At 38.0% G+C, this 25,102-nt stretch carries 28 protein-coding genes; 17 read left to right on the top strand and 11 right to left on the bottom strand.

Translation table 11 applies throughout. The features are described 5' to 3' along the window. Positions 1-4: 4 nt before the first annotated feature. From V4596_03050 to V4596_03030, 5 genes are all read right to left on the bottom strand, one after another. Positions 5-1,150 carry a segregation/condensation protein A gene (locus tag V4596_03050; protein ID MES2768098.1) on the bottom strand — a complete coding sequence of 382 codons (1,146 nt, stop codon included), beginning with the start codon at positions 1,148-1,150 and terminating at the stop codon, positions 5-7. Positions 1,151-1,300: 150 nt separating this feature from the next. Next, entirely contained in the window at positions 1,301-1,885 is a 585-nt protein-coding gene (locus V4596_03045; GenBank protein ID MES2768097.1) for a L,D-transpeptidase, read from the bottom strand. A 124-nt stretch (positions 1,886-2,009) separates the two neighbouring features. Further along, positions 2,010-2,471: a hypothetical protein gene (locus V4596_03040; GenBank protein ID MES2768096.1), complete on the bottom strand. Its 462-nt coding sequence runs from the start codon at positions 2,469-2,471 to the stop codon at positions 2,010-2,012. A 117-nt stretch (positions 2,472-2,588) separates the two neighbouring features. After that, entirely contained in the window at positions 2,589-3,245 is a 657-nt protein-coding gene (locus tag V4596_03035) for a site-2 protease family protein (GenBank protein ID MES2768095.1), read from the bottom strand. Positions 3,246-3,280: 35 nt separating this feature from the next. Next, the gene (locus tag V4596_03030) at positions 3,281-3,766 is read right to left on the bottom strand and encodes a cobalamin B12-binding domain-containing protein (GenBank protein ID MES2768094.1); all 486 of its coding nucleotides are present in this window, start codon (positions 3,764-3,766) and stop codon (positions 3,281-3,283) included. Positions 3,767-3,968: 202 nt separating this feature from the next. Between V4596_03030 and V4596_03025 the strand changes: the two genes are divergently transcribed. The 14 genes from V4596_03025 (at position 3,969) to V4596_02960 (ending at position 17,584) form a co-directional block, all read left to right on the top strand. Continuing rightward, positions 3,969-5,096: an acyl-CoA dehydrogenase gene (locus V4596_03025; GenBank protein ID MES2768093.1), complete on the top strand. Its 1,128-nt coding sequence runs from the start codon at positions 3,969-3,971 to the stop codon at positions 5,094-5,096. After that, positions 5,093-5,614: a DUF2796 domain-containing protein gene (locus V4596_03020; protein ID MES2768092.1), complete on the top strand. Its 522-nt coding sequence runs from the start codon at positions 5,093-5,095 to the stop codon at positions 5,612-5,614. The genes V4596_03025 and V4596_03020 overlap by 4 nt, the downstream gene beginning before the upstream one ends. A 7-nt stretch (positions 5,615-5,621) precedes the next feature. Beyond that, entirely contained in the window at positions 5,622-6,305 is a 684-nt protein-coding gene (locus V4596_03015; GenBank protein MES2768091.1) for an ABC transporter ATP-binding protein, read from the top strand. Continuing rightward, complete coding sequence (locus tag V4596_03010) at positions 6,302-7,558, top strand: ABC transporter permease (GenBank protein MES2768090.1); 1,257 nt, start codon at positions 6,302-6,304, stop codon at positions 7,556-7,558. Before V4596_03015 ends, V4596_03010 begins: the two co-directional genes overlap by 4 nt. Positions 7,559-7,562: 4 nt before the next feature. Beyond that, positions 7,563-8,033: a DUF3299 domain-containing protein gene (locus tag V4596_03005; GenBank protein ID MES2768089.1), complete on the top strand. Its 471-nt coding sequence runs from the start codon at positions 7,563-7,565 to the stop codon at positions 8,031-8,033. 33 nt (positions 8,034-8,066) lie between these two features. Next, a complete protein-coding gene (ubiE, locus tag V4596_03000) occupies positions 8,067-8,780 on the top strand; it encodes a bifunctional demethylmenaquinone methyltransferase/2-methoxy-6-polyprenyl-1,4-benzoquinol methylase UbiE (GenBank protein ID MES2768088.1) in 714 nt (237 codons plus the stop codon). Positions 8,781-8,793: 13 nt separating this feature from the next. Further along, positions 8,794-9,951, top strand: a complete 1,158-nt coding sequence (locus V4596_02995) for an isochorismate synthase (GenBank protein MES2768087.1) — start codon at positions 8,794-8,796, stop codon at positions 9,949-9,951. Beyond that, entirely contained in the window at positions 9,948-11,636 is a 1,689-nt protein-coding gene (menD, locus tag V4596_02990; GenBank protein MES2768086.1) for a 2-succinyl-5-enolpyruvyl-6-hydroxy-3-cyclohexene-1-carboxylic-acid synthase, read from the top strand. The genes V4596_02995 and menD overlap by 4 nt, the downstream gene beginning before the upstream one ends. Further along, a complete protein-coding gene (locus tag V4596_02985) occupies positions 11,629-12,348 on the top strand; it encodes an alpha/beta fold hydrolase (protein MES2768085.1) in 720 nt (239 codons plus the stop codon). The genes menD and V4596_02985 overlap by 8 nt, the downstream gene beginning before the upstream one ends. A gap of 1 nt (position 12,349) precedes the next feature. Then, positions 12,350-13,180, top strand: coding sequence for a 1,4-dihydroxy-2-naphthoyl-CoA synthase (gene menB, locus V4596_02980; GenBank protein ID MES2768084.1), 831 nt, complete (start codon positions 12,350-12,352; stop codon positions 13,178-13,180). A 22-nt stretch (positions 13,181-13,202) separates the two neighbouring features. After that, the gene (gene menA, locus V4596_02975) at positions 13,203-14,078 is read left to right on the top strand and encodes a 1,4-dihydroxy-2-naphthoate octaprenyltransferase (protein MES2768083.1); all 876 of its coding nucleotides are present in this window, start codon (positions 13,203-13,205) and stop codon (positions 14,076-14,078) included. After that, positions 14,075-15,136, top strand: coding sequence for an o-succinylbenzoate synthase (gene menC, locus V4596_02970; protein MES2768082.1), 1,062 nt, complete (start codon positions 14,075-14,077; stop codon positions 15,134-15,136). The genes menA and menC overlap by 4 nt, the downstream gene beginning before the upstream one ends. Before the next feature lie 24 nt (positions 15,137-15,160). Beyond that, entirely contained in the window at positions 15,161-16,516 is a 1,356-nt protein-coding gene (locus tag V4596_02965) for an AMP-binding protein (GenBank protein MES2768081.1), read from the top strand. Positions 16,517-16,693: 177 nt separating this feature from the next. Next, positions 16,694-17,584, top strand: a complete 891-nt coding sequence (locus V4596_02960) for a hypothetical protein (protein MES2768080.1) — start codon at positions 16,694-16,696, stop codon at positions 17,582-17,584. A 2-nt stretch (positions 17,585-17,586) separates the two neighbouring features. Here V4596_02960 and V4596_02955 read toward each other — a convergent pair whose 3' ends face one another. Further along, positions 17,587-18,399, bottom strand: coding sequence for an alpha/beta fold hydrolase (locus tag V4596_02955; protein MES2768079.1), 813 nt, complete (start codon positions 18,397-18,399; stop codon positions 17,587-17,589). 291 nt (positions 18,400-18,690) lie between these two features. Here V4596_02955 and V4596_02950 point away from each other — a divergent pair, with 291 nt between their 5' ends. The 3 genes from V4596_02950 (at position 18,691) to V4596_02940 (ending at position 21,395) form a co-directional block, all read left to right on the top strand. After that, positions 18,691-19,098: a hypothetical protein gene (locus tag V4596_02950; GenBank protein MES2768078.1), complete on the top strand. Its 408-nt coding sequence runs from the start codon at positions 18,691-18,693 to the stop codon at positions 19,096-19,098. 392 nt (positions 19,099-19,490) lie between these two features. Beyond that, positions 19,491-20,522 carry an HNH endonuclease signature motif containing protein gene (locus V4596_02945; GenBank protein ID MES2768077.1) on the top strand — a complete coding sequence of 344 codons (1,032 nt, stop codon included), beginning with the start codon at positions 19,491-19,493 and terminating at the stop codon, positions 20,520-20,522. A gap of 285 nt (positions 20,523-20,807) precedes the next feature. Continuing rightward, positions 20,808-21,395, top strand: a complete 588-nt coding sequence (locus tag V4596_02940) for a hypothetical protein (GenBank protein ID MES2768076.1) — start codon at positions 20,808-20,810, stop codon at positions 21,393-21,395. Here the strand turns inward: V4596_02940 and aroQ are convergent. The 5 genes from aroQ to V4596_02915 all read right to left on the bottom strand — a co-directional run. Next, entirely contained in the window at positions 21,392-21,823 is a 432-nt protein-coding gene (aroQ, locus tag V4596_02935; GenBank protein ID MES2768075.1) for a type II 3-dehydroquinate dehydratase, read from the bottom strand. The two genes, V4596_02940 and aroQ, sit on opposite strands and share 4 nt — an antisense overlap. Further along, positions 21,820-22,848: a 3-dehydroquinate synthase gene (gene aroB, locus V4596_02930; protein ID MES2768074.1), complete on the bottom strand. Its 1,029-nt coding sequence runs from the start codon at positions 22,846-22,848 to the stop codon at positions 21,820-21,822. The genes aroQ and aroB overlap by 4 nt, the downstream gene beginning before the upstream one ends. Continuing rightward, positions 22,845-23,369 carry a shikimate kinase gene (locus V4596_02925; GenBank protein ID MES2768073.1) on the bottom strand — a complete coding sequence of 175 codons (525 nt, stop codon included), beginning with the start codon at positions 23,367-23,369 and terminating at the stop codon, positions 22,845-22,847. Before V4596_02925 ends, aroB begins: the two co-directional genes overlap by 4 nt. Further along, positions 23,347-24,513 (bottom strand): chorismate synthase, encoded by a 1,167-nt coding sequence (gene aroC, locus V4596_02920; GenBank protein MES2768072.1) that lies wholly within the window; start codon positions 24,511-24,513, stop codon positions 23,347-23,349. Before aroC ends, V4596_02925 begins: the two co-directional genes overlap by 23 nt. Next, on the bottom strand, positions 24,510-25,102 hold a 593-nt coding region (locus V4596_02915; protein MES2768071.1), incomplete at its 5' end, for a hypothetical protein. The genes V4596_02915 and aroC, both read right to left, overlap by 4 nt.

Below are 25,102 nucleotides of genomic sequence, written 5' to 3'. Positions count from 1 at the left end.
TTCCTTAAATTTCGCCGTCTCTAGGCTTTTCTGAATTGTCTTCGGTTAAGAAAATCTCTTCGTCGATTTCAAGACTTGTAGTTTGGCTAAGACTTGCTTTAATAATATCTTCGATAGGTTCCATGGAAGAAATCATTTCTCCCTCGAGCCCACCCTCTGCTGATTCTAGTCCTAATTCTTTTTCTGCTGACATAATATCCTCATCTGTTGCGGAGTCATCGATGACTTCTTCAACTGCTGCTTTTTGCAAAGCCAGTTCGTTTATAATTGCTTCTGGAGTTAACTCCAATTGCTGATCTGGAATAATAACTTCTGATGCTTTTGCCAGAATTTCGGCCGCCATAAAAGCTTCGCCCTTAGCCAAAATGCTATTTGCCGCTGCGTCCACATCTTGCGACTCATAAGATTCCGCTCTTTGTATCACATCGCGATCAATAATTTTCAATGGTTCAACGTGAATATCAGCATAAGGTTCTGATTGAAATACTTTAACGAAACCCATCTTCGCAAGCTCGAGCATACTCAAAAAAGTCACGAGCAGTTTGTTCTTAGACATTTCTTCTGGCGTGATAAGGTCTCTCATGATTCTTCTCTCACCCGGAATTAAAAGATCTCGAATCTCCATAATTCTAGATGCGATCGATTGCCCCTTCTTCATGACTTTGTGAATTCTCTTTTGAGCGGCCTTTACACAAGTTCTAAAAGCGGCGATCAAGCCAAATAATCCGCTATCGTCGATTTCGATACCTTGATTTTCCTCTAGAATGATATCTTCTTTAAACCCTCTTCTCCAAACATCTCTGTTTAAGATTGGACGATCGAGTAAATCTTTCGAAGCATTTTGATATCTTTGGTATTCCACTAGACGCTGTACAAGTTCTTTGCGTGGATCTTCGTTCACATCTTCTTCTTGATCGTATTGTGGAAGTAGCATTTTAGATTTGATGTGAATTAGAGTTGCGGCCATAGTGATAAAATCACTCGCGCCTTCGAGATCTAATTTCTTCATCATCTGGATATGTTCTAAGTACTTCTTAGTGATCTGATGAATAGGAATGTTATAGATATCCATCTCCTCTTTGCGAATAAGATACAGCAAGAGAGCTAATGGACCTTCAAATTGTTCTAGACTAACGTGTAACCCTGACATTACCCACTATTGAAGTGGGTTTTTGAGGTTCATTCAAGTACTTTCTAAGGGTTGAAGTCTAAATTTTTGATATGTCAGGAGTTATTTCGATTTTCCTTTTGATAAAGGCACTTTTTTTGCCACAAATTTGAGCTTTGTACCTAGCACCCTTTATTGAACGACGATCCAGACGTTTTCGGGTTTGTATTGGCGGACGAGCCGGTTGAAAATTTTTGCGTTGTCCGGGTGGATTCGGATGCAGCCGTGGGACGCGATTCTTCCTAGTTTAGACCAATTGCCTCTGGTGGTTCCATGAATAGCGTAACCGCCGTCAATGAAAACAGCGTAAGGCATATTGCCTAAACCTTCATAGTCCCCGCCCGGATTTGATATAGACATGTATTCATCGTAAATGCGGCCATTGGGATTTTTGTTGAAAGGTGGTGTGGTATAACCGGGAGCCCCCGTAGAGACAGGCCAAACTTCTTGGATTTTTCCGTTCACGTACAGAGTGAGGCTCTGCGAATCTTTATCTACGAAGGCAAACACCGGACATTGAGTATAACGACAAGTGCTTTTTCCTACAGGAATGCGAGCTTTCTTACCCGTGGCTGCTTCATATTCTCGGTCAAATTTTTCTAATTCAGCTTCCGTAGTATTTTTTGGATCCAAATTATCTAAAGTATTCCCACCTTTGGAACAAGCAGAAGAAAGCGCTGCTGCCACCATCAACATCATCAAAAACTTGAATTTCACATGCACTCCTGGGATTTTTGTAAAACGAGTGCGTGTTATAGACAGGATAATGACTTGCAGCAACATTATTCAGTTATGCTTAAAAAATTACATAAATGGAACCCGGTTTGGAACCGGACTCTTTTTAGTCGCAAAAAGCAACTCCCCAGCCGATTGTTAAAATTCCCTTTACAGTCCCTTTTTCGCCTTTGAGCTGAGTTAAAGAGTATCCTGCAGCATCGTCTTCATTGTTTTTGCTTTGATATTCCTTTAACTCTACTGGAGTTTCTCCATTGAGTCTTTCTACCAATACCTGGCCTAAATCATCTTTAGCTAAGTAATCTTTAAGTTCTTGGCCATTCAAAGTAGCAGTTTTTGAGATTTCATCTGATCCTTCGTGCTTGTCTGCTTCCTCTTCTTCTACAGTTAGAAGTGCATCCACGTTGATTCTTAAAAGTTTTTCATCGATTCTTACCACGTTAGCTGTTCCTTCAATTTTCACCTCTTCGCTAACTCCTGAAAGTTTACAAGAAGTGATCAACTCAGAACTGTCTGCAAATGAAGACATTGATACTAAGACTACGAATGTCGCGATTAAAAATTTCATAAAATTCTCCCTTAGTTATTGTTGAAAAAGAAATACCAAGACTAGATTATTGTTTCACCTCTAAAAGGCAGGAAATGAAAATATGTAAAGACTCATATTGAAGCAACGATGAAGCTTTTAGCTAATGATGGATTGAAAGAACGCTACAAGATAGACTGAGACCGCTCCAATAGGCTGAAATAAAAAGCTCAGCATCCCCGTCAGCATCAAGAACATCAAAATCATTCCTGATATTTGTTGGTTCGCCTCTAGTTTATCGTTGGCAGATTGAGGCAAAAATCTTGCTAAAACTTTTCCACCATCTAGAGGATGGACTGGAATCAAATTAAAAATCGCCAAAAGCAAATTGATACGAATAAACGCAAAAAAGAAAGTCTGTACTGCGTTAGAATATTTTTGAACAGGGAAATAAACCATCGTAACAGCCACAATGATCGCTCCCACTATACCCATAAGCATATTGGAAATGGGACCTGCAAAAGCAACCCAGAACATATCCACTCTAGGATTTTTCATATTCCTTTCGTCTACAGGAACGGGTTTTCCCCATCCAATAACAGGGCCATTCAGCCAGAGCATTGAAAGCGGCAATACAAATGTTCCGATAGGATCTGCATGCGAAATTGGGTTTAAATTCAAACGACCTTGTCGCTCTGCCGTCATATCGCCTTTCCACTTTGCCACCACTCCGTGGGCATATTCATGAATGCAAAGTGAGAAAAGAAGCGGAACATAGATAAGAGCTATTTTTGCGCCAAATTCATACCAATCCATATCTTTAGGGACCTTTCGGCAGGGGCCTTTCAGTTTTATTTTTTCTTAGCTTTTCGCTGAATTTTTCGCTTAACTTTTCTTTTAGCTTTTTTCAGAGTCGATGGTTTTTTAGGTACTGGCGAGGATTTTTTATTTGTTAAGCTTTTTATTTTATCAGAAATTTCTGCAATTGTAGCGCCGGGCCCAAAAACCGCACGGATTCCTGCTTTGATCAGCTGTTTTGAATCATCTTGCGGGATAATTCCACCCACAAAAATAGGTTTTAAAACTTTTTCTTTTTTCATCAAACTTTGGATAGCGTTGACGATTGGAATGTGGGCTCCCGATAAAATTGATAACCCCACAACATCTACATCTTCTTGAATAGCTGATTGAACAACCATTTCTGGTGTTTGATGAAGACCTGTATAGATGACTTCATAACCTGCATCTCTCAATCCCCTCGCAACAACTTTTGCCCCGCGGTCATGACCATCGAGACCGGGTTTTGCGATGAGAACTCTAATGACTTTATTTGACATGAATTGAATTTACTATGAGTCCTTTGAATTTGTGAACAGGTTTATTCCCTCCTAGCCAAAGGCAGGATGCGGAGCGTGATTAAAAAACTCACTGCCTATGTTTATGCTGACCTTTAGAGACCCGTATGTTACCCAAATTAATCATATACAAAGACAATAAACACAGGAGTTTTTAGTGAGCCCTTCCCAGCCTGCAATAACAATGTTTTCTGAAGATGAAATCGCATTCAGAGATGCTGTAAGATCATTTGCCGAAAACGAAATCAAACCTCACGTTTCAGAAATGGACGAAAAAGCAGAGATGAGACCCGATATCGTAAAAAAACTTTTCGAAATGGGCTTGATGGGAATCGAATCTCCAGAAAAATATGGTGGCGCTGCGAGCTCATTAACTATGGCTTGTTTAGCTGTAGAAGAACTGGGCCGCGTGGACGCATCCGTGAGTGTACTTTTGGATGTGCAAAACACTTTGGTAACAAACGCATTCCTGAAATGGGGTAATGACACTGTAAAAGACAAATACCTTCCAAAGTTAGCCAAAGAATGGGTTGGAGCCTACGCTCTTTCTGAATCCATCAGTGGTAGTGATGCTTTCGCCTTAAAACTAAGAGCAGAAGACAAAGGCGATCATTATGTCCTTAACGGTAGTAAACTTTGGATCACGAGCGGCAACGAAGCTTCTCTTTTCTTGTGTTTTGCAAATCTTGATCCGGCAAAAGGATATAAAGGCATCACATGCTTTTTGGTTGAAAAAACTTTCCCTGGATTCACTGTTGGTAAAAAAGAAGATAAACTGGGAATCAGAGCCTCATCGACCTGTGAACTTTTATTTGAGAACTGCAAGGTTCCAAAAGAAAACATTCTCGGGCAAGTGGGCGTTGGTTACAAAGTAGCTATCGAGACATTGAACGAAGGTCGTATCGGAATTGGCGCGCAGATGGTGGGTATCGCTCAAGGCGCTTACGAAGCAGCGTTGAAGTATGTACAAACAAGAGAGCAGTTTGGAAAACCAATTTCTTCTTTCCAAGGCGTCCAATTCCAGTTGGCAGAAATGAGAATCGATCTCGAAGCGGCAAGACTTCTGGTTTATAATGCTGCAAGATTGAAAGACAACGGACAAGACTTCGTAAAAGAAGCGGCTATGGCAAAATACTTTTCTTCAAAGGCTGCAGAAAAGATTGCCTCGATGGCTGTGGATTTATTTGGTGGCAACGGATTCACCAAAGAGTATCCCGTTGAAAAATTCTTTAGAGATGCAAAGATCGGACAAATTTACGAAGGAACAAGTAACATGCAATTGCAAACAATTGCAAAAATGGAGCTCACATGAAGACACTCTCTTTATTTGCTTTTATCTCGGCCCTATTTTGTTTTTTTACTATTTCGTCCAATGCTTCTGATCATAGAGAGCACAAAGCACATTCTCATGGGATTGCTAAATTGAATATTTCTATTGAAAAAGATGTAATTGAAGCTAACCTCGATATACCAGGAATGGATCTTGTGGGGTTCGAAGGAAAAGCAAAAACAAAAGAACACAAGGATAGATTAAAAAAAGTCACTGAGCTTTTGACAAAAGATTACAACCTTTTCCTTATTGACGAATCTGCAGGCTGCAACGTGATCAAAAGAAAATTGGATTCTGATTCTCATGATCACGGCGCTGGTCATAGCGAATACGAGTACGAAATTGAGTACAAGTGCAAAGACATTGCAAAAGTAAAAGAACTTGATGTCAATATTTTTAGAGATATAGAGTCTTTGAATAAAGTAACAGTTCAACTTGTCACTGAAAAAATACAAAAAGAAGTTAAACTCAATCGTACAAGCTCTAAAGTAGAACTCTAAGTTCTTTATGCCAGCAAAAAATGCTATTGAAATTTCAAATCTAAAATTCAAGTGGGAAGGAGCTTCCCACTATTTGCTGGATATACCTTATCTTCAAATTCCTAAATCTAAAAAAATATTTCTTCAAGGCTCCTCTGGATCTGGCAAGACGACCCTTCTGAATTTGATTTCTGGAGTTTTAGATTTTAAAGAAGGAAATATCCAAGTCTTTGATCAGAACTTAAATCAAATGTCTTCAGCGCTTCGAGATTCTTTTCGTGGTGATCATATGGGATTTGTGTTTCAGCTTTTTAATCTATTGCCATTTCTCACGGTCGCAGAAAATATTTTACTACCTTTGGAATTTTCTAAAGTAAAAAATAAAAAGGTAAAAGACCGCGAGGCCGAAGTTAAAAGACTCTTGAACGCGTTAGAATTAGACCCGGCTGAATACTACTCTCGAAAAGTGACTGATCTTAGCGTAGGTCAGCAGCAACGTGTCGCCGTGGCCAGAGCTCTTATTGGAAGCCCTGAACTCCTTATTGCAGACGAACCTACATCGTCACTTGATCACGATGTTAGAAATCAATTTTTAAAACTTTTATTTAAAGAATGCGAAAGTCATGGCACTACGGTTTTATTTGTGAGTCATGATCCCACGTTAAAACCCTTATTCGATGAAGTGATATCTCTTAAAGGTGGTCCCTCGTGACGCTCCTAAAGCTATCTTTAAAAAGTCTAATCAATAGAAAAGTAACAACGATACTCACTATTTTATCCATCACTATCAGCGTCACTTTACTTTTATCCTTAGAAAGAATTCGTTTAGGTGCGAGAGATAGCTTTAAGAACACAATCTCTCAAACAGATCTTATCGTAGGGGCTAGATCCTCGCCCCTACAGCTTCTACTTTATTCCGTATTTAGAATTGGTGATCCTACAAATAATGTGTCTTGGGCCTCTTACCAATTTTTTAAAAATCATAAAGAAACAAAATGGACCATTCCAATTTCTCTGGGAGATTCTCACAAAGGTTATAGAGTTGTCGGAACGGATCAGAGCTATTTTGACAATTACAAATTCAGCGGTGGAAAGTCTTTAGAAATTTCAGAGGGCAAAAAATTTGAAGAACTCTTTGACGTAGTTCTTGGATATGACGTAGCTCAAAAATTAAAATACAAAATCAAAGATAAAATTGTTCTCGCCCACGGCTCTGGTGCAGCGACCTTTCAAGATCACGCCAATATGCCATTTAAGGTTGTTGGAATTCTCAATAAAACAGGAACTCCCGTCGATCAATCCGTACACGTTTCTTTAGAAGCCATTGAGGCCATCCATCTCGGTTGGGAAACCGGCGCACCATCAAGAGATGGGCCGACTGCCGATGACTTACTCAATAAAAAATTAAAACCAACCCAAATTACAGCTTTTTTTATGGCTCTAGAGTCAAGATCTGGCGTTCTTAATATTCAAAGAGAGATCAATGATTACCGTGAAGAGCCTTTAACGGCAGCTCTTCCTGGTGTTGTTCTCTCAAGTTTATGGCAGACTCTGAGCTTTGTAGAAAATATTTTAAAACTTTTAACTACGCTGGTGTTCTTAACCAGTTTATTAAGTTTATTTTTAGTTCTTTTGACTTCGTTGAAAGAACGCCGTCGTGAAATGTCTATCTTAAGATCCATGGGTGCAAAGCCTCATTTTATATTTTTACTTTTTGTATTTGAATCATGCTCAGTGACTATTCTTGGAATTTTCTCAGGGATTATCGTGACCTTTGGAACTCTTTTGATCGCAGGACCAATGCTCACCGATAAATTTGGTTTGATTCTAGATCTTGCTCAGTGGACAGCCAATGATGTGACTTATCTAAGTATGATGTTTGGCGCCGCTTTTGTGGTAGGAATTATTCCTGCCTTCTTGGCTTATAGAAACTCATTGTCCGATGGACTGACGATTAAGGTGTAATCTGATGGAACAAAAAAAATTTTTAGCAATAATTGGTATCTTGATCGCACTTACCGCCACAGCCATGGTAATTCAAAAGCTTAAAGACAAATCTACAGACTCTGCAACCGGCGGCAATACCATCACATGGAATGATCTCTACGAGCACGACTACAAGACCGGAAAAACTCCCGAAAAACTCCAAAAATTAAACAAAAAGAAAGTTAAAATTGCAGGCTATGTGGTTCCGCTGACTGACGAATATTTTGTACTGAATGAATTCCTCTTAGTACCGAATGCTCAAGCCTGTGTTCACGTGCCTCCACCTCCTCCAAATCTGATTATCCATGTCAAATTGGACGAGCCTCTACCTGTGGAAAAAGTATATAATCCTGCATGGATAGAAGGCACCTTTGAAATCGAAACCACCACCAGTCAATATGGGGCCGCGGCTTTCAAAATCGATGACGCAACCCTTGACGAATACAAGTACTAGAAGGTAGGTTCGATAAAAATCGGAGTTTAATAGATGCAACAAAATAAAGTTGAAGTTTGGAAGATGTTTGACCGGATTGCTAACCGTTATGATTTGTTGAACAGACTTTTATCCATGAGACAAGATGTTCTCTGGAGAAAAAAACTTCTAGATTTATTGCCCGCTAAAAAAGATTTATACCTTTTAGATGTGGCCACCGGAACTGCTGATCAAATACTTCACCTCTTCGAGGAAACTGACAAAATCACAAAAGCTGTTGGAATCGACATGTCCGAGAACATGCTCGCTCAAGGCCAAAAGAAAATCACGCAACTGAACTTAGATGGCAAAGTGAACTTAAGAGTTGGCGATGCCACTCAAATTCCTTTTAAAAATGATGAGTTCGATGTTTCAACAACTAGTTTTGGCATTAGAAATGTAGTGAATGTTGAACAAGCTTTAAAAGAAACCTTGAGAGTTTTAAAGCCAGGCGGAACAAGTTTAATCTTAGAGTTCTCACTTCCTAAAAGCAAATTGATCAGAAAACCTTACTTATTCTATTTTAGAAGTGTCCTTCCAAGGATTGGATCTGTGATCTCTGGAGATTCCGCAGCATATTCTTATCTCAATCAATCTGTAGAAGAATTTCCCTACGGCGAACAGTTCTGCGATCTTATGAGAAAAGCGGGTTACGAAGAAGTGACAGCCACACCTCTTACGCTTGGAATTGCTACGATTTACAAAGGGACTAAAAGAGTTACCAACTAAAGGCGAAACCGCGATGGAACATATTGATTCATATCTCAATATAAACTTATTCCCTCAGTTCTACTTCCAGCAAAGAGACACTCATAAAATCTTTATTGGCCTCGGCGAAGTTCCACTGTCTCAAGATTTTTTCCAAAGATTTCAAACTTTACCTGAAGAACTGGTTTTCTTTTATAATCAACTTTTCAACGGCAACAAACCTTATGTTACACTGCCAAGATTCCAGATTCAGATCGACGGATCCGATGTAAAAGTACATACGGTCTTTAAAGAACCTTTGCCTTCACAAAAGTTAGAAACCTCTTCTCATCCTCCAGTAGTCGCAACGAGATTTGATAAACCAAAAAAATCAGACTGGCTCAATCTCTTCACAAAAATTCATGAGAAGTTCCAAGACGAAACTTTCAGAAAAATTGTTCCCGCTAGAAAAGTCACAGTGGATTTAGAGCAGAATTTAAATATTTTAGAATTTTTTAAAAAAATCATGAAGGATTCCAATTACAATTACATGATTAGAACCTCGGAGCATTCTGCTTTTATGGGATCAAGTCCTGAAAGGCTTTTATTCTTTCAAGATAGCAAATTCCAAACCGAAGCCATCGCCGGAACTCGTCCCAAAGAGCTTGCCCATGAGCTTTTAGAAAGCGAAAAAGATCTTTATGAGCACAATCTTGTGGTCGAAGACATAATTGCAAAGTTAAAACCTTTCTCTGAAAAAATTCATTCCGAAAAGACCGCGGTGATTGATGCCAAGAACCTTGCACACTTAAAAACAAAAATCACGGCAACACCCTCTTTAGGAAATACCCAAACAGGAAATGCCCAGAGTAAGAATATTTTCAACGTTATTGAGAGCCTTCACCCTACTTCAGCTGTTTGCGGAATGCCAAAAAGAGAAAGCATCAATTTTTTGAGAGAATCAGAGTCCTTCGATCGCGGTCTGTTCGCTTCACCTTTTGGTGTCTTCAATAGAAAATTCACAGATATCTGTGTGGCAATTAGATGCTGCCACATTGAGAAGAACCGGGTAGATCTCTTCTCCGGAGTTGGCGTTGTTCCTCAAAGTAACCCCGAATCTGAATGGCAAGAGCTTGAACACAAGATTCAACCTTATTTGGATTTATTAGGTATTCATGCAGAAGACGATATCTCTATAGCAGCTCCAAAATGAACTTTAAAACTTTAAACGAACTCACAACATCACTTTTTGTCGAAGAACTCGCAAGACAAGGTGTTACAGAAGCTTTTATAGCGCCGGGTTCTAGATCTACGCCATTGGTGCTAGCTTGCGAGAATAACCCAAAAATCACGGTGCATACTCACTTTGATGAGAGAGGATTAGGTTTTTTTGCCTTAGGCTGTGCTAAGAAAACACAAAAACCAACTCTGATCATTACGACTTCCGGAACTGCTGTAGCCAATCTTTTACCTGCTGTGGTGGAAGCATATTATTCACAAACTCCTTTAATAATTTGTTCAGCGGATCGTCCTTCAGAGCTTATCAATGTTGGCGCCAACCAAGCCATCACGCAAAAAGACATTTTCCAAAACTTCACGTGCGATAGTTTTCAGATTCCTCCTGTGAATGAAAAGACACCGCTCGAAAGCATTTTGACTTTAGCAAGTCATAGTGTATTCAGAACTTTATCTCAGAAATCTCCGGTTCATGTGAATTGGATGTTTCAAGAGCCTTTAGCACCACTAACGAATGACTTGGGTTCTTATAAAATCCTTGAGAAAATAAAAAAATGGTATTCTTCTGATAGAGCTTATACCGAAATTGTCTTCTCAAAGACCATTGCTTCTGAAATCGATTTGAGCTTTCTAAAAGATTCTAAAAAGATTTTAGTTTTATTTGGATCACTTCTAGATCAGAAAGACACTTTAAAGATCGCCGCAAAATTGAATGCACCCGTGTTTTGCGATGTACAAAATCCCATGCGCTTTACGAACTTCCCTCAAAATATTTTAAGATACGATCTATTGATGAATGTTGTGGATATTGAAACTCCCGATGTGATCTTACATATTGGGGGACCGCTAACATCGAAAACTTTAAACAAATTCATCGAAAACTTTGATGGTGAATATGTTCAAGTGCAAAATTCAGCGAAACGCTTGGATTTTATGCATAAGAGTAAAAAACTTCTTCATGCTTCTCCTCAAGAGTTCTACTCTCAAATCTCTGAGACACAGTGGAACTTTGATCCCGCGTATCTCACACAATTCAAAATAAAGTCGGAGAAATTAGAACAAGCTCTTCAATCTGAGCTCAAAGATCTAAACGAAATGTCACTCCCTTACCATTTGGTAGCCAATTCAAAGAATACAAATTTTTTTGTAGGCTCAAGTATGCCCATCAGAGATTTAGAAAGATTTGCAGGAACTGGGGATTCGCAATTTATTTTTAATCGCGGGGCCAGTGGCATTGATGGAAATATTGCAACTGCCGCTGGGAGTGCACTGCTTTCAGAAAATAAAACTGTGTGTGTCCTCGGCGATCAAGCTTTCTTATACGATGTAAATTCCCTAGCTCTAGCGAAAAATGCACCTCAACCTTTTCATACAATAGTTATCAATAATCAAGGCGGCGGAATCTTTTCATTCTTGCCCGTAGCCCAGATTGATCGCAAGACCTTTACAAAGAACTTTACTCATCCACATGAATGGAATTTAAAAGCAGCTGCGGATATGTTTTTTCTTAAATACACTCTAGCAAAAACTCCAGAGGATCTTTTTAGGGCTTTGGATTCCAATGAATCTACCCTTATTGAAATCAAATCGGACATCGATCAAAATGTAAAAGCTCACAGAGATCTCACACAAAAGCTTATTGAAATGTTACCCCATGACTAAATTAGTTTTTCTCCATGGCTTTTTAGGACATCCTCAGGAGTTCGAATTTTTAAAATCCTTAGAAAAAAATTTTGATTGTGTCTCATTGGACTTAAACCAAGGCTCCTCCTTTTCACTCAAAGCGCAAGCCGAATATGTAAAGAATAAACTAGATCAATTGGGAATTCACAAGGCTCACTTTTGGGGTTATTCAATGGGCGGGAGAGTGTGCTTAGAACTTTATAAAAAATTTCCAGAAATATGTTTATCATTGACCCTAGAGTCTGTATCTCTTGGACTAGTAGACAAAAATGAACGAAATGAGAGGGTCAAAAAAGATTCAGAATGGGCAGAGCTTACCACCAAAAATCCCAAGCTTTTCTTAGAAAAATGGTACGACCAAGATATCTTTGCAAGTTTCAAAAAGCAAAAGAACTTCCCCATCTACATTTCCCTTCGTAAGAAGACGCTTTCCTCTCTTCATGCTCAAATGATCGTTGAGGCCTCGCCAGGAGCAAATGCTGATCATTTTGACCTTATAAACAACATAAAGGTTCCGGTTCTTGCTCTGGTGGGTCAATTTGATGATAAATACCTTCAGATCTGGGGAAAGTTGATTGATAAATACCCTCAAATTGCTATAGAAATAATTAAAAATTCCGGCCACGTGATTCACATTGAGAACCCAACCGGAGCAGTAAACGCTTTCAAAAAAATGATGATGGAGAAATAGTATGATGGGCAAAAATTTTGATTGGATCAGCGCAGGTGATTACACAGATATTAAATACGAAAAAATGAATGGGATCGCAAAAATCACGATCAACCGACCGGAATCTAGAAACGCTTTTAGACCTCAAACTGTAGACTCGATGATGAAAGCCTTAGAAGATGCGCGCTTCGATAAAAATATCGGTGTGATCATTCTTACCGGCGAAGGTGAAAAAGCTTTCTGTTCTGGTGGCGATCAAAGAATTCGCGGAGACGCGGGTTACAATGATCCTACAACAGGATTCAATCGTTTAAATGTTTTAGACTTTCAAAGACAAATCAGAACTTGCCCAAAACCTGTGATTGCGATGGTTGCTGGTTACGCTGTGGGTGGTGGTCACGTTCTTCATATGATGTGCGATCTTACGATCGCCGCAGAAAACGCCATCTTTGGTCAGACTGGACCAAAAGTTGGATCCTTTGATGGAGGATGGGGCGCATCTTATATGGCACGTATCGTAGGTCAGAAAAAAGCTCGCGAAATTTGGTTCTTGTGTCGTCAGTACAACGCTAAAGAAGCTCTTGATATGGGTCTCGTAAATACCGTAGTTCCTTATGAAAATTTAGAAGCGGAAACTGTAAAGTGGTGCAATGAAATTCTAGAAAAATCCCCATTGGCACTGAGATGTCTAAAGGCAGCTCTCAATGCAGATTGCGATGGTCAATCCGGTCTTCAGGAGCTTGCCGGCAACGCAACTCTCCTCTACTACATGAGCGAAGAGGCCCAAGAAGGTAAAAAAGCTTTTGTGGAAAAAAGAAAACCAGACTTCGATCAATTCACAAGACTTCCGTGATAGTGGATATATTTATAAAAATATGATTTCAATTTGGATTCAGGCTGCAAGGCCCAAAACCTTAGTGTCCTCATTTTTCCCTGCCCTAGCGGGGATTCTCTTGAGTTATAAATTAGGCTTCTTCAATTGGCTTGTGGCTGCCGCAACGCTTTCTTGCGCCATTGGCCTACAAATTCTTACAAATTTAACCAATGACTATTTTGACTTCAAAAAAGGTGCAGACAAAGAAAGACTCGGACCCGCAAGAGTTACGTCATCGGGGCTAGTGACTCCAGCGCAGATCAAACAAGCTATTCTCTTAAATATTTTTATCTGTCTATTACTTGGCGTTTATCTTGTGAGTGTGGGCGGATTTCCAATTTTATTTATTGGCATACTCTCCGTCGCCTTTGCCATTCTCTACACTGCTGGTCCATTCCCTCTCGCTTATAAAGGATTGGGAGATATTTTTGCATTTACATTTTTTGGACCCGTGGCTGCCGCAGGAAGTTTTTATTTGCAATCTGGTTTGTGGGCAGACTCTGCCATTGCCGTCGGAGTGCTCTATGGGTTCCTCGCCGCTTGCTTACTTAACGCCAATAATCTTAGAGATTATGACCAGGACACGCTAGTGAATAAAAAAACCTTAGTTGTAAGATATGGAGAGAGGTTTGGTCGAAGCCTCTATTCAGCCTGCATTATCTTGAGTTTAGTTTTGATTCCCATTTTTTGCATCCTTGAGTTACTTCCCAACATTACCCTTATCACTCTGATTTCAGGGTTTATGACAAAAAATATTTTAAAAGACGTTTGGAACAAAAGAGGTCCTGACATTATTCCTCTTCTTCTGATGACGGCAAAGTTTTATGTAGTTTTTGGACTATTAATGAGTATTGGACTCATTATCGACTGCCTATGACACTTCTACCCTACAAACTCAATTTTATTGATCCCATTTATATTCGAGAAAACGAAAAACTAGAATCTAAAAATGGATTCATCATCAAAGTAGAAAAGAACAACATCATATCTTTTGCCGATGTCAGTCCACTACAGTATTTAAATCTTGAGACGTATGACGACGTCTATCAGGAATGTAAAAAAATCGACATAAATAGAATCTTTGAAGACATCGATTTTTTCTTAAAAACAAAAGAAGAATTTTTCATTCAAGAAAAATTCTTAGATTTTGATTTTTCGAAATACACCAAGCTTCCATCCCTGAAGCATGGTCTTTCTTGTCTTTTTTCTGATCACTACCGTCAAAAATTGAAACTAAAAATCTCTGGCGATGTTTATTTTCACGGATTGATTCCTAATCGACTAACTCAATCCTCTCAAGACGAAGTCGTAAAACGCTCGAATCTTATGGAAAAGAATGGTTTTAAAAAAGCAAAACTAAAAATTGGATCTCTCAAAACGACTTCTGAAACCTTAAAGAATGACAATAATCTTATTAAAAAAATATTAGCAGGCACTACAAATTTACAACTCAGATTGGATGCCAACAAAAATTTTAAACTGGAGGACTTCCCTACTTTACTTGATGGCATTGATCTAAAAAGAATCGACTATGTCGAGGAACCCGTTTCAAAATCTTCTGACTTGGTCCACTTCACAACGAATACAAAACTGTCAATTGCCATAGACGAGAATATTCATCTCATGAAAGATATTATCTTTGAAAAGGTCTCAGCTGTAATCATAAAGCCCACACTTTTAGGAGATTACTACACTCTAAAAAGACTTATTCAGACTTATAGCAAGAGAGGTATTTCTGCCGTATTTAGCTCTTGCTTTGAATCACAAGTCGGTATTTATCAGATCGCACAACTTGCTCACGTTTTTAACCCTCAAGAATCTCACGGACTGGACACCTTTGACTGTTATTTAGAAAGCTTGATGGACTTGAACGTCCACAGTAATGCTATAACTTTACAAGAAAATATAGAGCTCAAAGGGCCTATTTATATTTAAAAGTTATATTTAAAAAGGAACAGAATGGAAGTTTTAGACAAAATAATAGATCCATTGAATTTTAATTCTGATCTTATCTTTTTATCTGATCTTACCTTTTTAAAAGACAATAAAAGAAAACTTTCATTTAAAGAATTCAAGTCCTTTGCTCTTCATGCATCCACTCAGTTACGATCTCTTGATGTTACTCAAAATGATCTTATTCTCTTGGACATTAAAGATCCTTTTTACTTTGCGGCTTACACATTTGCATGTCTTCATCTCAAGCTTAAACCGGCATTTTTAAATTCATACTTTAAAAAAAATCAAATTGATGATGTATTGAAAGACAATATCTATAGCGCCTTTATTACAGACCAGTCACATCCAGAGTTAAAAACAATGTTTATAAATTCCGAGGCTCCTTTTCAATTTGAAGAAGGAGTTCTGAATATTGATATTGATTCTGAACTTATTTTTTTTACTTCTGGAAGTATTCAGAGCAAGGCCTGCATACTTACTTTAAAGAATTTTTTCTTTAGTGCTCTAGGATCCGCTGAGAATATTCCTTTTACAGAAAAAGACTCTTGGGGACTTTGCCTTCCTCTCTTTCATGTGGGTGGATTTTCTATTTTGATCCGCGCAGTATTGGCAAGCGGATCCGTGTCTCTTATTGATTCATCAAAAAGTTTAATAGAACAAATTGATGATTTAAAAATTTCTCATATTTCATTGGTTTCCACTCAATTTTTAAAATTCTTAGAGCAGTATAAAAATACTCTTCACCTTAAATGCATTTTACTAGGAGGAAGTGCGATTCCAGAAACTGCCCTTCTGAAAGCCATAGAGCTGGGCTTACCCATTTACAAATCCTACGGCATGACGGAAATGGCTTCACAAATTTGCACGAGCAAACAACTGAAGTCGAAAGACCAAATGGCTCTATCAGGATATTTATTGAATTATCGAGAACTAAAAATTTCTGAAAAACAAATTTATGTCAAAGGACCTTGCCTATTCAAAGGTTACTTCAAAAACAATCAGCTGGTACAAGCAACAGATACTGAGGGTTGGTTTTTTACTAAAGACTTTGGTGAAATGGATAACGAACAGATTCATGTCCATGGTAGATCTGACCGTATCTTCCAGTCCGCCGGAGAAAATATTTCTCCGGAATTGATTGAGCAAGAGCTATTGAAAGTTCCCGGCGTACTTAGAGCTTATGTCTGCCCTGAACGTGATGAGATCTATGGATACCGCGCCATTGCTTATATTGAAAAAAGAGAAGGTCTTGAAAATGAATCTATATATACTCAATTGGAAACTAAACTCTCAGGCCTTTATCGTCCCAAAGCCCTGAGACCTTGGGGCGAATCTCCTAAGATATCTTGGAAGCAATAAGCTACATTGCTTAGCGCAAAATAGTTAAACCCTTGTTTTATTTCATAAAAAATCCAAACCCATATCCTGACGAATAATTGTCGTATTGAAAATATTTTGTCATATTGACAATTTAACTGTCATATTGTTTCATGTGCCCACTTAGACAACTAAAATAACTCAAATTAAGGGGGAGAAATGAAAAAGTATATTATCGCCGGAGCCATAGCACTCACATCAACATTTGCAGTAGCGGATACTTCCGTGAACGTTAAAAAAGTAAACAAGGTTATTAAATCTGTGGTTGAAGCAGAACAAACTCCACTCATTCCAAAGCTAGAAGTTAAAATTGATGAGAGATCAAATCTTGATAGCATTAAAAAACTCAAAACTGGAGTTTCAATTTCTGCTACAGCGACAGAATCAGTATGGAGCAAAAAAGCAACAACTGTGGATGTAAAAGCTGATCTTAAAACTTTAAACTCAGATCCTGCCGCTACAAAAATGCAACTTGCAGCATCTATAGGTTCAAAAACTGAATCCGTTCCTCTTTATACTTACATTGCAACTGAAGTTCTTAAAGACATGGAAGAGGAACCGATTGAAGATGAAAATGACCAGGCTCTTCGTGCTTTATTGTTAGACGCAACAAAGACAACTCAATTGGATCAAATTCCAGCTCAGTTAGAAAGATTAATCGTAATCATCAAGGCTGAACTCGCAGAAAACACTCCAGGTGAAGACTCTGCTTGGACTGAACTTGTGAACAGCTTAAAAGTCGATACAAAAATTCACAATTTTAAAACTAAGGAAGTGATCCTAAAAACAACTGTTGAAGTGGCTATTGATTTCTTTGATACAAAACTTCTTATCTCAGGATTAGCACTAGAGGTTTCTGAGAGTGGTTTGAGCTTCAACATTGCCATTGCTGCCACTGTTGAAACTGAAGAAGCTACTGGAGTTCTTGAGAACGTTAAGGGCACGTTGAGCGCAATTGAAAATGCAAATGAAGAAACACTTGCAAGCATAAAAGACATGGCAAACGGATATGTTTCTATGGCGGAATCAATTGTTAAAGGCGAAGAGTAATCTTAATATCTGATGAAGCGGGAAAGATCTTCCCACTCATCGTTTCCTAGAAGGTTGTCATGATCGGCACCTTCTACGGAAACAAATGTCACATCATTTCCAGCAAACGATCCTGACAAATTCTTACCCATTTCCCAAGGAACAACTTCATCCTTAGTTCCATGATGAATCAAAACAGGCATTGTTATACTTTTAGCATGATTTTCTGTATCCCATTCATTCCCGATCACAGCTTTTTTACTAGCACTTTCAGATAGGTTTCCTTTTGACTGAACCACTTTCCAAAATGAATCCCATGGCGATGTCAGAATCAACTTAGAAACTCTAGCGTGATTGTTTTTTGCAGTGAGAGTTGCGATCGCACAACCCATAGATCTACCCCAAAGTAAAATCGGAGCATTCGGATACTTTGCTTTTAGGAAATCCAATACCGCCTGTCCTGAGGCCAACACTGACTTTTCATTCAACTCCCCAGTGCTCAATCCATATTTTGGATAATCAAAAATTGCGAAATTCACTTTTTGATTCATCAGCTTCTCACCCAGTCCATTGGCGTAAGAACTCTGAAGGTTTGATGCATTTCCATGAAAATACAAAACCACCGGAGCAGTATCTGAATAGTGATAATACCACCCTACCGTTCTATTTCCAGCCGTATCCTTAATGTCAATTTTTTGCATAGGCGCTGGTGCTTCTTCAGGGACAGTCGCATCACTATTGGCTCTACTGTATTGATAAAGCGTGCTCACAACGATGTTATCAATACAACTGACAAGAACTAAGATCAATGAAATGAGACCTAGTAAACGCTTCATACGATGCTCCCCTCTGAAGTTAGAATAAAAGATTAACACAAGAAAACGCATATCCATATGGCCCTTACCCCAAGGTCTGTAAAAACTAGGTCTAAACCCAGCTAGCCGATGGTGACTTTTTAGGGCATTGATTTTAGTGCTCTAGGCACTCTTTTGCATTGAACTCTAAATAAATACACTTCTAACCGGCACATTATCTGCTAGGTAATGACTCATTAAGAAGTTCGAAGCTTATATTGGAAATAAATCCAACAAACTTTCGGACGGTATCAATATTCGCATGGAGATTTTATGAAGAAAGTATTGTTAATATTTGCCCTTATAACAATGACCTCCGTAGGTTACGCGGAAAAACTCGAGTTCAAGATGCAGGGATTTGTTGGTGTTTCAAAAGATCTAAGTAGAATTTATCTTACGCCAATTTCAGATGGAAGATTAATTCTTCGTACAGTTAATGGTGAAGAGATTGTGAGTGCAAAAGTCATTAGCGATCTTAGAGGCACTGACGGGAATCTATTGCTTGATCTTGGAAAAAATAGAAGCTTAGTTGTTACATCCGGTTTTTCACCCGACGGAAAAATTCAATATATTTTAAAAACAGTAGATGGCGACATTGAACTTCACCCAATTGTTCAATTAAATGTAAATGGAAGTTCTCGCATAGATATTCAGTCAGAGCTTAAACACATTAATTATTAGAATTTTCAATCAGCTCCGACAAGGCGCCAACCTACTTGTGTTTCGCAGCTGCTAAATAAAATCGAATATTTTATTAAAAGGTACCCCTTAGTTTTTCGTACTGTCGTTGCGTCAAAACCCAAAAAGTGCCCTGTACCTTTATGTGTCGCTATTGCGTTATTTAGAAATGTTTTTTACAAATTCATTGACGAGTTTCTTGGTTGATTAAAAGAGCTAGATTGAACTTCTTTTTTCTTACCTTTGGTTTTTATATTTTTACTTAGCTCTCACAGAGGGAAGCTTATATGTAAGCGTAAATCCATTTTATCAATTACGCTTTCGCTTTTCAAAATTGCTAAAAATCGAATTCTAAAACCATATGGTATGTTCTCCTTTGTTCAAAGGAGAAACACATGAACTATAAACACTTATCAGATATCGATCTAGAAATATCACTTAAACAATCTGTCGCTGATGAAACTCATCATAAAATTATTGTTCTTCATAAATTAGCAGAATTAGAAAGAAGAAGGCTTTACTCTAAGAACTACCCATCACTCTTTGAGTATTGCGTGAAAGTGTTAAAGTACTCGAGTGCCTCTGCTCAAAGAAGAATTGATTTCATGAGAGCCATGAAGCTTATCCCGGAACTAGAAGAAAAGATCATTTCCGGGGATTTGAATTTATCTTCCATATCTCAAGCACAAAGCTTTTTTAGGCAAGAAGCTAAAGTAGGTAAAAGCTATTCTATTCTAGAAAAGAAAGAAGTCTTAGAAAAATTAGAAAACAAATCTTCTAGAGAATGCATCCAAGAATTGATAGCCATTTCTCCGCAAAGTGTTCCTCAAGAGAAAAGAAGAGAGCTAACACCAGAAAAAACCGAGCTCAAGGTGGTTTTAAATAAAGACCTCATCTCAAAGCTCGATAAAATTAAAGCTCTCATGTCCCACAAGAACCCAAGCATGACAGATCAAGAGTTGATCGAAGCAATGGCAGAGATCGTAATCCAAAAGATTGATCCAATGGAAAAAGCCAAGAGAGTAAAAATTAGAAGACAGAAAAATAACACGCCTCAGCTTCCGACAGAGGAAGTAAATCATCAACAAAGAAAAAGTATTCTTGAGACTTCACCCACAGAAAATAAACCAGGGCTGAGCCGGGATGGCTCAGGTCTCAAGAATGGACAACCACGGAAGGGCGTCAGTCATAACGCAAGATACATCCCCTCCACACTAAGGCAAGCAGTCTACACAAGAGACAAAGGCCAGTGCACACATTCAAACTGCAATTCCAGAAAGTTCCTCGAATACGATCACATCATACCACTAGCAATAGGAGGAAAGACTACGATTCAAAACCTAAGACTCCTATGCCGAACCCATAACCAAAGAGCGGCTATTGAAAAGTTAGGATTTCAAAAGATGCAGCAGTATCTCAATTTATAATTGGTAATCTCAACCTTGAAAAAGCTTATTTAGGTATCATTTAATATGATTTAATCCACTACCTTTGGCTCTTCTTGCTAAATACTTGATTTATCTCGCTACCACTTAAAATCACAAAGAATCCGTAGAGTTACATTTTTTGTCACTCTGTTGAAAAGACTTCATAAAAAGCATTCTGTAAATGCTTGTAGTGTAAATGGCTTAGGCACATTTCTTTCATTATAAAAAGGAATAGAACCTATAGAAATTTTTGATCGTGAACAAATCAATCTGGAGATTAATGTTATGTTGAACGTAATGAGATCGTTTTTAATTGTTGGGATTTTGGCTTCTGGCCTTCAAGCTGAAGCAAATACGGATGCTTATTCTGTAAAGAAATCCACTTCTGTATATGGGAAATTAGATTCAAAATCAAAATTGGATGGAGAAATCGTTTCAAACCTAAAGTGTGGATACTTTTTAACTAAGGGTGCCGCTTTTATAGCTTGGGGACCGTCTTTGACATTCTTTTTGGAAGATTCTTCTGGAAAAAGAAGTGTGCTCTATCACATGTTTAATGGTACGCGAAATCTAGATCCAATTGAAACGCTAGATATGCAAACAGCTGACGAAAGAAAAATCGATCAAAAGAAAAAAACCTATACTTCGATCTATAAAAGAACCGATGGCTTCCTCAAAAATTTTATTGCAGAAGAAAAAGCAAGTCTGATGATCGAAAGAAATTTAAACGAAAACATTAATTATTCATCACAAAATGACACCGACATTCTAAGAATTGGTTATAAACTAGAACAATTGAAAAAGACTCAAATGTCATATATTCCTACAACGAGTCTTTCGTGTTCTTTCAATAAACAATTCGCTAAGTTTTAATTTAATTTATTGATAAGATACGTGAGGGCTTTTTTATAAGATTCTATGCCCTCACCCAAAAATTGAGCCATACATACATCCTTAATAATTGAAATCCTTCTAAAATCTTCTCTTTTGTAAATATCGGTCAAATGAACTTCCACCGTTGGAAGTTTAATCCCCGATATAGCATCTCTCAAAGCCACCGATGTGTGCGTGAACGCACCAGGATTGATCAGCACAGCATCCACCACTTTTCTGTTCTCGTGAAGACAGTCAATGATGGCTCCTTCATGGTTGGACTGAAAAAATTGAAGTTTTGCTTTCCCACTCGCAAGCTCTTCTAAAACAGCATTCAACTCATCTAAAGTGGTAGAACCATAGATCTCGGGTTCACGCTCACCCAATAGATTTAAATTTGGACCATGGACAATCAATATTTTTGTCATGAAAAATCCTTAAGCAAATTCACGGCTTCGACAAATTCTTCTCTAGTTACCGATTGACGAGTTTTGATATCACCAATTTTTTTTAGTAACACCATATTTACAGTTTGATGATATGATTTTTTATCTTTTAGAGCAATCTCGTAGCATTTCTTAGCATTTAAATTTTTTGGAAGCTTTGGAATATCCATTTTATTCGCAAGATTCATAATGTCTCTAAAATTTTCAAATGACATTAGCCCCTTAGAATAAGAAACAACGCAAGCAAATTTAATTCCCCAAATTACAGCCTCACCATGCTTGTATTTCTTGTAAGAAGTTAACGTTTCCAGAACATGTCCAAATGTATGCCCCAGATTCAAAGCCTGACGAATCCCCTTTTCATCGTGTTCATCTTTTTTCACCAACTTCATTTTGTAGTTCACACAAAGAGGAGTGAGTTTTTGAATTGTCCTTAAAAATTTAGATTTATCAAATTTATGGTCTTCAAATTCTGGAAATTTAATTTTTTTATCTAAAATAGAATACTTTAGAATTTCTCCTAGGCCACTTATGATTTCACGCTTTGAAAGGGTTTTTAAATAATTAAAATCAATAACAATAGAATCTGGCTGATAGAAAGTTCCTACAAGATTTTTCCCAGTCTCTAAGTTTACACCATTCTTCCCACCAATACTTGAATCCACTTGAGAGAGGATTGTCGTCGGAACAGAAATGAACGGCAAACCCCTTAAATAAGTCGAAGCCACAAATCCGGCAATATCGCCTACAACTCCACCGCCCAATGCCACCAATACAGATTTCTTATCTACATTTTTTTTTGATAAGGTTTTATAAATCTTTATAGCTTGCGAAATACTCTTGGATGTTTCTTTAGCCTGAACTGAAATGACACTTACGCTCTTATTTGAAATTTTTCTTATAAGATCTTTCTTATAGTGATTTAAACTAGAATCGCAAATCAAAACCACATGAGAATAGTTCTTTAGACTTTTAATAGATCCAAATGTAATTTTACTGTATTTCATAGACTATCTATCTCTTGAATGACAACATCTACAATTTTTTCCGGTGCAAAATCATCTGTACGAATACTTAAATCCGCCCTCATGTAGCCTCTTCGTCTCTCTTCGAATAACTCATAAAAACCTTTAGTTTTTAAAAGTGGTCTCACATGGGATTTTTCAAGTCTATTGATCAAAGTCTTTTCCTCAGCCATTAAAAAAATCAAATGACCTGATTTTTTAACCTGGTACTGATTGTTTTCAGAAATTAAGCTCCCACCGCCCAACGAAATCACTGCGTCGCGCTCTTTGCACATCACTGCCAATTGTTGATTTTCTATTTTTCTGAAATATTCAATTCCAAATTCTTCGATCACTTCACTGATTCTTTTTTCCATGAAGTCTTCAATAGCCAAATCTAGATCAATGAATTTCTTGCCAAGTTTTTTTGCTAAAGCTCTACCAACAGTAGTCTTTCCACTGCCCATAAAGCCCGTTATAAAAATATTGTTATTCCCATTTTTAGGAGAATTTACTTCTTTCAAGCTCTAACCAATCCTTATAGCGCGTTTTTATTTCTGTCATCGAGTCTCCACCAAATTTCTTTAAAACTTCTTCCATGATCACTAAACACATCAACGACTCACCAATGACCGCGGCAGATGGAACTGCACAGACATCAGATCTTTCAAAGTGTGCTGATTGCTGCGATTTGTCTTTCATAGAAATCGAGCGGAGTGGTTTTTTTAAAGTCGAAAGCGGCTTCATAGCAGCTCTCACCAATAATGGCTGACCTGTTGTCATTCCACCGGTGATTCCGCCCGATCTGTTTGTTTTGTAATCAATTCCATCTTTATTTTCTTTTAAAGTGATTTCATCATGAGCTTTGGAACCACGAACTGTACCTGAAGTAAAGCCTTCCCCAATCTCAACGCCTTTAATAGCATTCAGACTCATAAAGATTTGCGCGAGCTTTCCTTCAATACGATGATTCCATTGAGTATAGCTTCCGAGTCCAATCGGAAGATTAAAGGCCACAGTTTCAAAAATTCCACCTAATGTATCGCCTTCTTTAGCGCAAACTTCAATTTCTTCCATAATTGATTTTTCGACTACGGAATCAAGACATCTCACGGGAGAAGAATCGATGAGGTTTGAAAGCTCCGATGTATATGCTGGCCAAGAAGTCGTGTCTTTATTTTTTCCAATTTGTACCACGCGACTGAGTACCTGGATATTCAGTTCAGATAAAAATTTTCTAGCAACCGTTGCCACCGCAACTCTCATTGCCGTTTCTCTTGCCGAAGCTCTTTCTAGAACATTTCTCATATCTGCGTGATCGTATTTTAAAGCCCCAACATAATCCGCATGACCTGGTCTTGGAACAAGGACTTCGCGATCAGAGGTTTCAATTCCTTCTGTACTCATCGTTTTTTCCCAGTTGGCCCAGTCCTTATTTTCGATGAGCAATGCGATTGGAGATCCTAGTGTCTTTCCGAATCTTACGCCGGATAATATTTCAATGTCTTCTGTCTCGATCTTTTGACGATCGCCACGACCATAACCTTTTTTTCTACGAAAGAGTTCATTTTGAATTTCTTCTTTTGATAAAGCCAATCCAGAAGGACATCCTTCAAAAATTCCCGTTAATGCTTTTCCGTGGGATTCTCCAGCTGTTATGTATCTCACAGGATCTCCTTTAACTTTTCTAAAACATTTGAAGTTTTTGATCCTTGATGACCAAACCAAATTTCAAAGGTCTTTAACGCTTGCAGAGCCAACATCGATTCCCCATTCATAACATGGGGGACTTTATTTTTAAGTGAAATCTCCATAAATGGCGTTTTTTTTGGTGAATAAATCAAATCATATGAAATCTTCGTGTTTGAGTAATCAATATTAAAGAAATCTAAATCTTTCTCACCTTGACTTGTATTGACTAAACCCAAAGTCGTTGCCTGAACAACAATATTCGGTTTTTGATCTCTATAATCCTGTACTGGAATATCAAATTTCTTAAAACCAGAATAATCTCTCGCTTTCACAAAAATATCTTTTACACCCATTTGATAAAGGCCCAAAATGGCCGCTTTTGCTCCCCCTGAAGATCCTAGCACCAATGCAGACATTTCTGTCACATGATGATTTTCCAAAGATTCTTTGAAGGCGTATACATCTGTATTGTGTGCTTCAAATTTGTCTTTTGATTTTTTTAGAACGTTAGCAGCTTTTAAAATTTCAACTTCCGGAGATACTTTAGAGAATTTCAGCATTGAGA

It is taken from the genome of Bdellovibrionota bacterium, from assembly GCA_040386775.1.
Lineage (GTDB): Bacteria > Bdellovibrionota > Bdellovibrionia > Bdellovibrionales > JAEYZS01 > JAEYZS01.
This window is presented reverse-complemented; position numbering and strand designations above follow the sequence as displayed.

What these genes read in the sequence shown, in the direction of transcription:
- V4596_03050 (MES2768098.1), bottom strand. Translation starts at nt 1,150, where the DNA reads ATGTCAGGGTTACACGTTAGTCTAGAACAATTTGAAGGTCCATTAGCT.
- V4596_03040 (MES2768096.1), bottom strand. Translation starts at nt 2,471, where the DNA reads ATGAAATTTTTAATCGCGACATTCGTAGTCTTAGTATCAATGTCTTCA.
- V4596_03035 (MES2768095.1), bottom strand. Translation starts at nt 3,245, where the DNA reads ATGGATTGGTATGAATTTGGCGCAAAAATAGCTCTTATCTATGTTCCG.
- V4596_03030 (MES2768094.1), bottom strand. Translation starts at nt 3,766, where the DNA reads ATGTCAAATAAAGTCATTAGAGTTCTCATCGCAAAACCCGGTCTCGAT.
- V4596_03025 (MES2768093.1), top strand. Translation starts at nt 3,969, where the DNA reads ATGTTTTCTGAAGATGAAATCGCATTCAGAGATGCTGTAAGATCATTT.
- V4596_03020 (MES2768092.1), top strand. Translation starts at nt 5,093, where the DNA reads ATGAAGACACTCTCTTTATTTGCTTTTATCTCGGCCCTATTTTGTTTT.
- V4596_03015 (MES2768091.1), top strand. Translation starts at nt 5,622, where the DNA reads ATGCCAGCAAAAAATGCTATTGAAATTTCAAATCTAAAATTCAAGTGG.
- V4596_03005 (MES2768089.1), top strand. Translation starts at nt 7,563, where the DNA reads ATGGAACAAAAAAAATTTTTAGCAATAATTGGTATCTTGATCGCACTT.
- ubiE (MES2768088.1), top strand. Translation starts at nt 8,067, where the DNA reads ATGCAACAAAATAAAGTTGAAGTTTGGAAGATGTTTGACCGGATTGCT.
- V4596_02995 (MES2768087.1), top strand. Translation starts at nt 8,794, where the DNA reads ATGGAACATATTGATTCATATCTCAATATAAACTTATTCCCTCAGTTC.
- menD (MES2768086.1), top strand. Translation starts at nt 9,948, where the DNA reads ATGAACTTTAAAACTTTAAACGAACTCACAACATCACTTTTTGTCGAA.
- V4596_02985 (MES2768085.1), top strand. Translation starts at nt 11,629, where the DNA reads ATGACTAAATTAGTTTTTCTCCATGGCTTTTTAGGACATCCTCAGGAG.
- menB (MES2768084.1), top strand. Translation starts at nt 12,350, where the DNA reads ATGATGGGCAAAAATTTTGATTGGATCAGCGCAGGTGATTACACAGAT.
- menA (MES2768083.1), top strand. Translation starts at nt 13,203, where the DNA reads ATGATTTCAATTTGGATTCAGGCTGCAAGGCCCAAAACCTTAGTGTCC.
- menC (MES2768082.1), top strand. Translation starts at nt 14,075, where the DNA reads ATGACACTTCTACCCTACAAACTCAATTTTATTGATCCCATTTATATT.
- V4596_02965 (MES2768081.1), top strand. Translation starts at nt 15,161, where the DNA reads ATGGAAGTTTTAGACAAAATAATAGATCCATTGAATTTTAATTCTGAT.
- V4596_02960 (MES2768080.1), top strand. Translation starts at nt 16,694, where the DNA reads ATGAAAAAGTATATTATCGCCGGAGCCATAGCACTCACATCAACATTT.
- V4596_02955 (MES2768079.1), bottom strand. Translation starts at nt 18,399, where the DNA reads ATGAAGCGTTTACTAGGTCTCATTTCATTGATCTTAGTTCTTGTCAGT.
- V4596_02950 (MES2768078.1), top strand. Translation starts at nt 18,691, where the DNA reads ATGAAGAAAGTATTGTTAATATTTGCCCTTATAACAATGACCTCCGTA.
- V4596_02945 (MES2768077.1), top strand. Translation starts at nt 19,491, where the DNA reads ATGAACTATAAACACTTATCAGATATCGATCTAGAAATATCACTTAAA.
- V4596_02940 (MES2768076.1), top strand. Translation starts at nt 20,808, where the DNA reads ATGTTGAACGTAATGAGATCGTTTTTAATTGTTGGGATTTTGGCTTCT.
- aroQ (MES2768075.1), bottom strand. Translation starts at nt 21,823, where the DNA reads ATGACAAAAATATTGATTGTCCATGGTCCAAATTTAAATCTATTGGGT.
- aroB (MES2768074.1), bottom strand. Translation starts at nt 22,848, where the DNA reads ATGAAATACAGTAAAATTACATTTGGATCTATTAAAAGTCTAAAGAAC.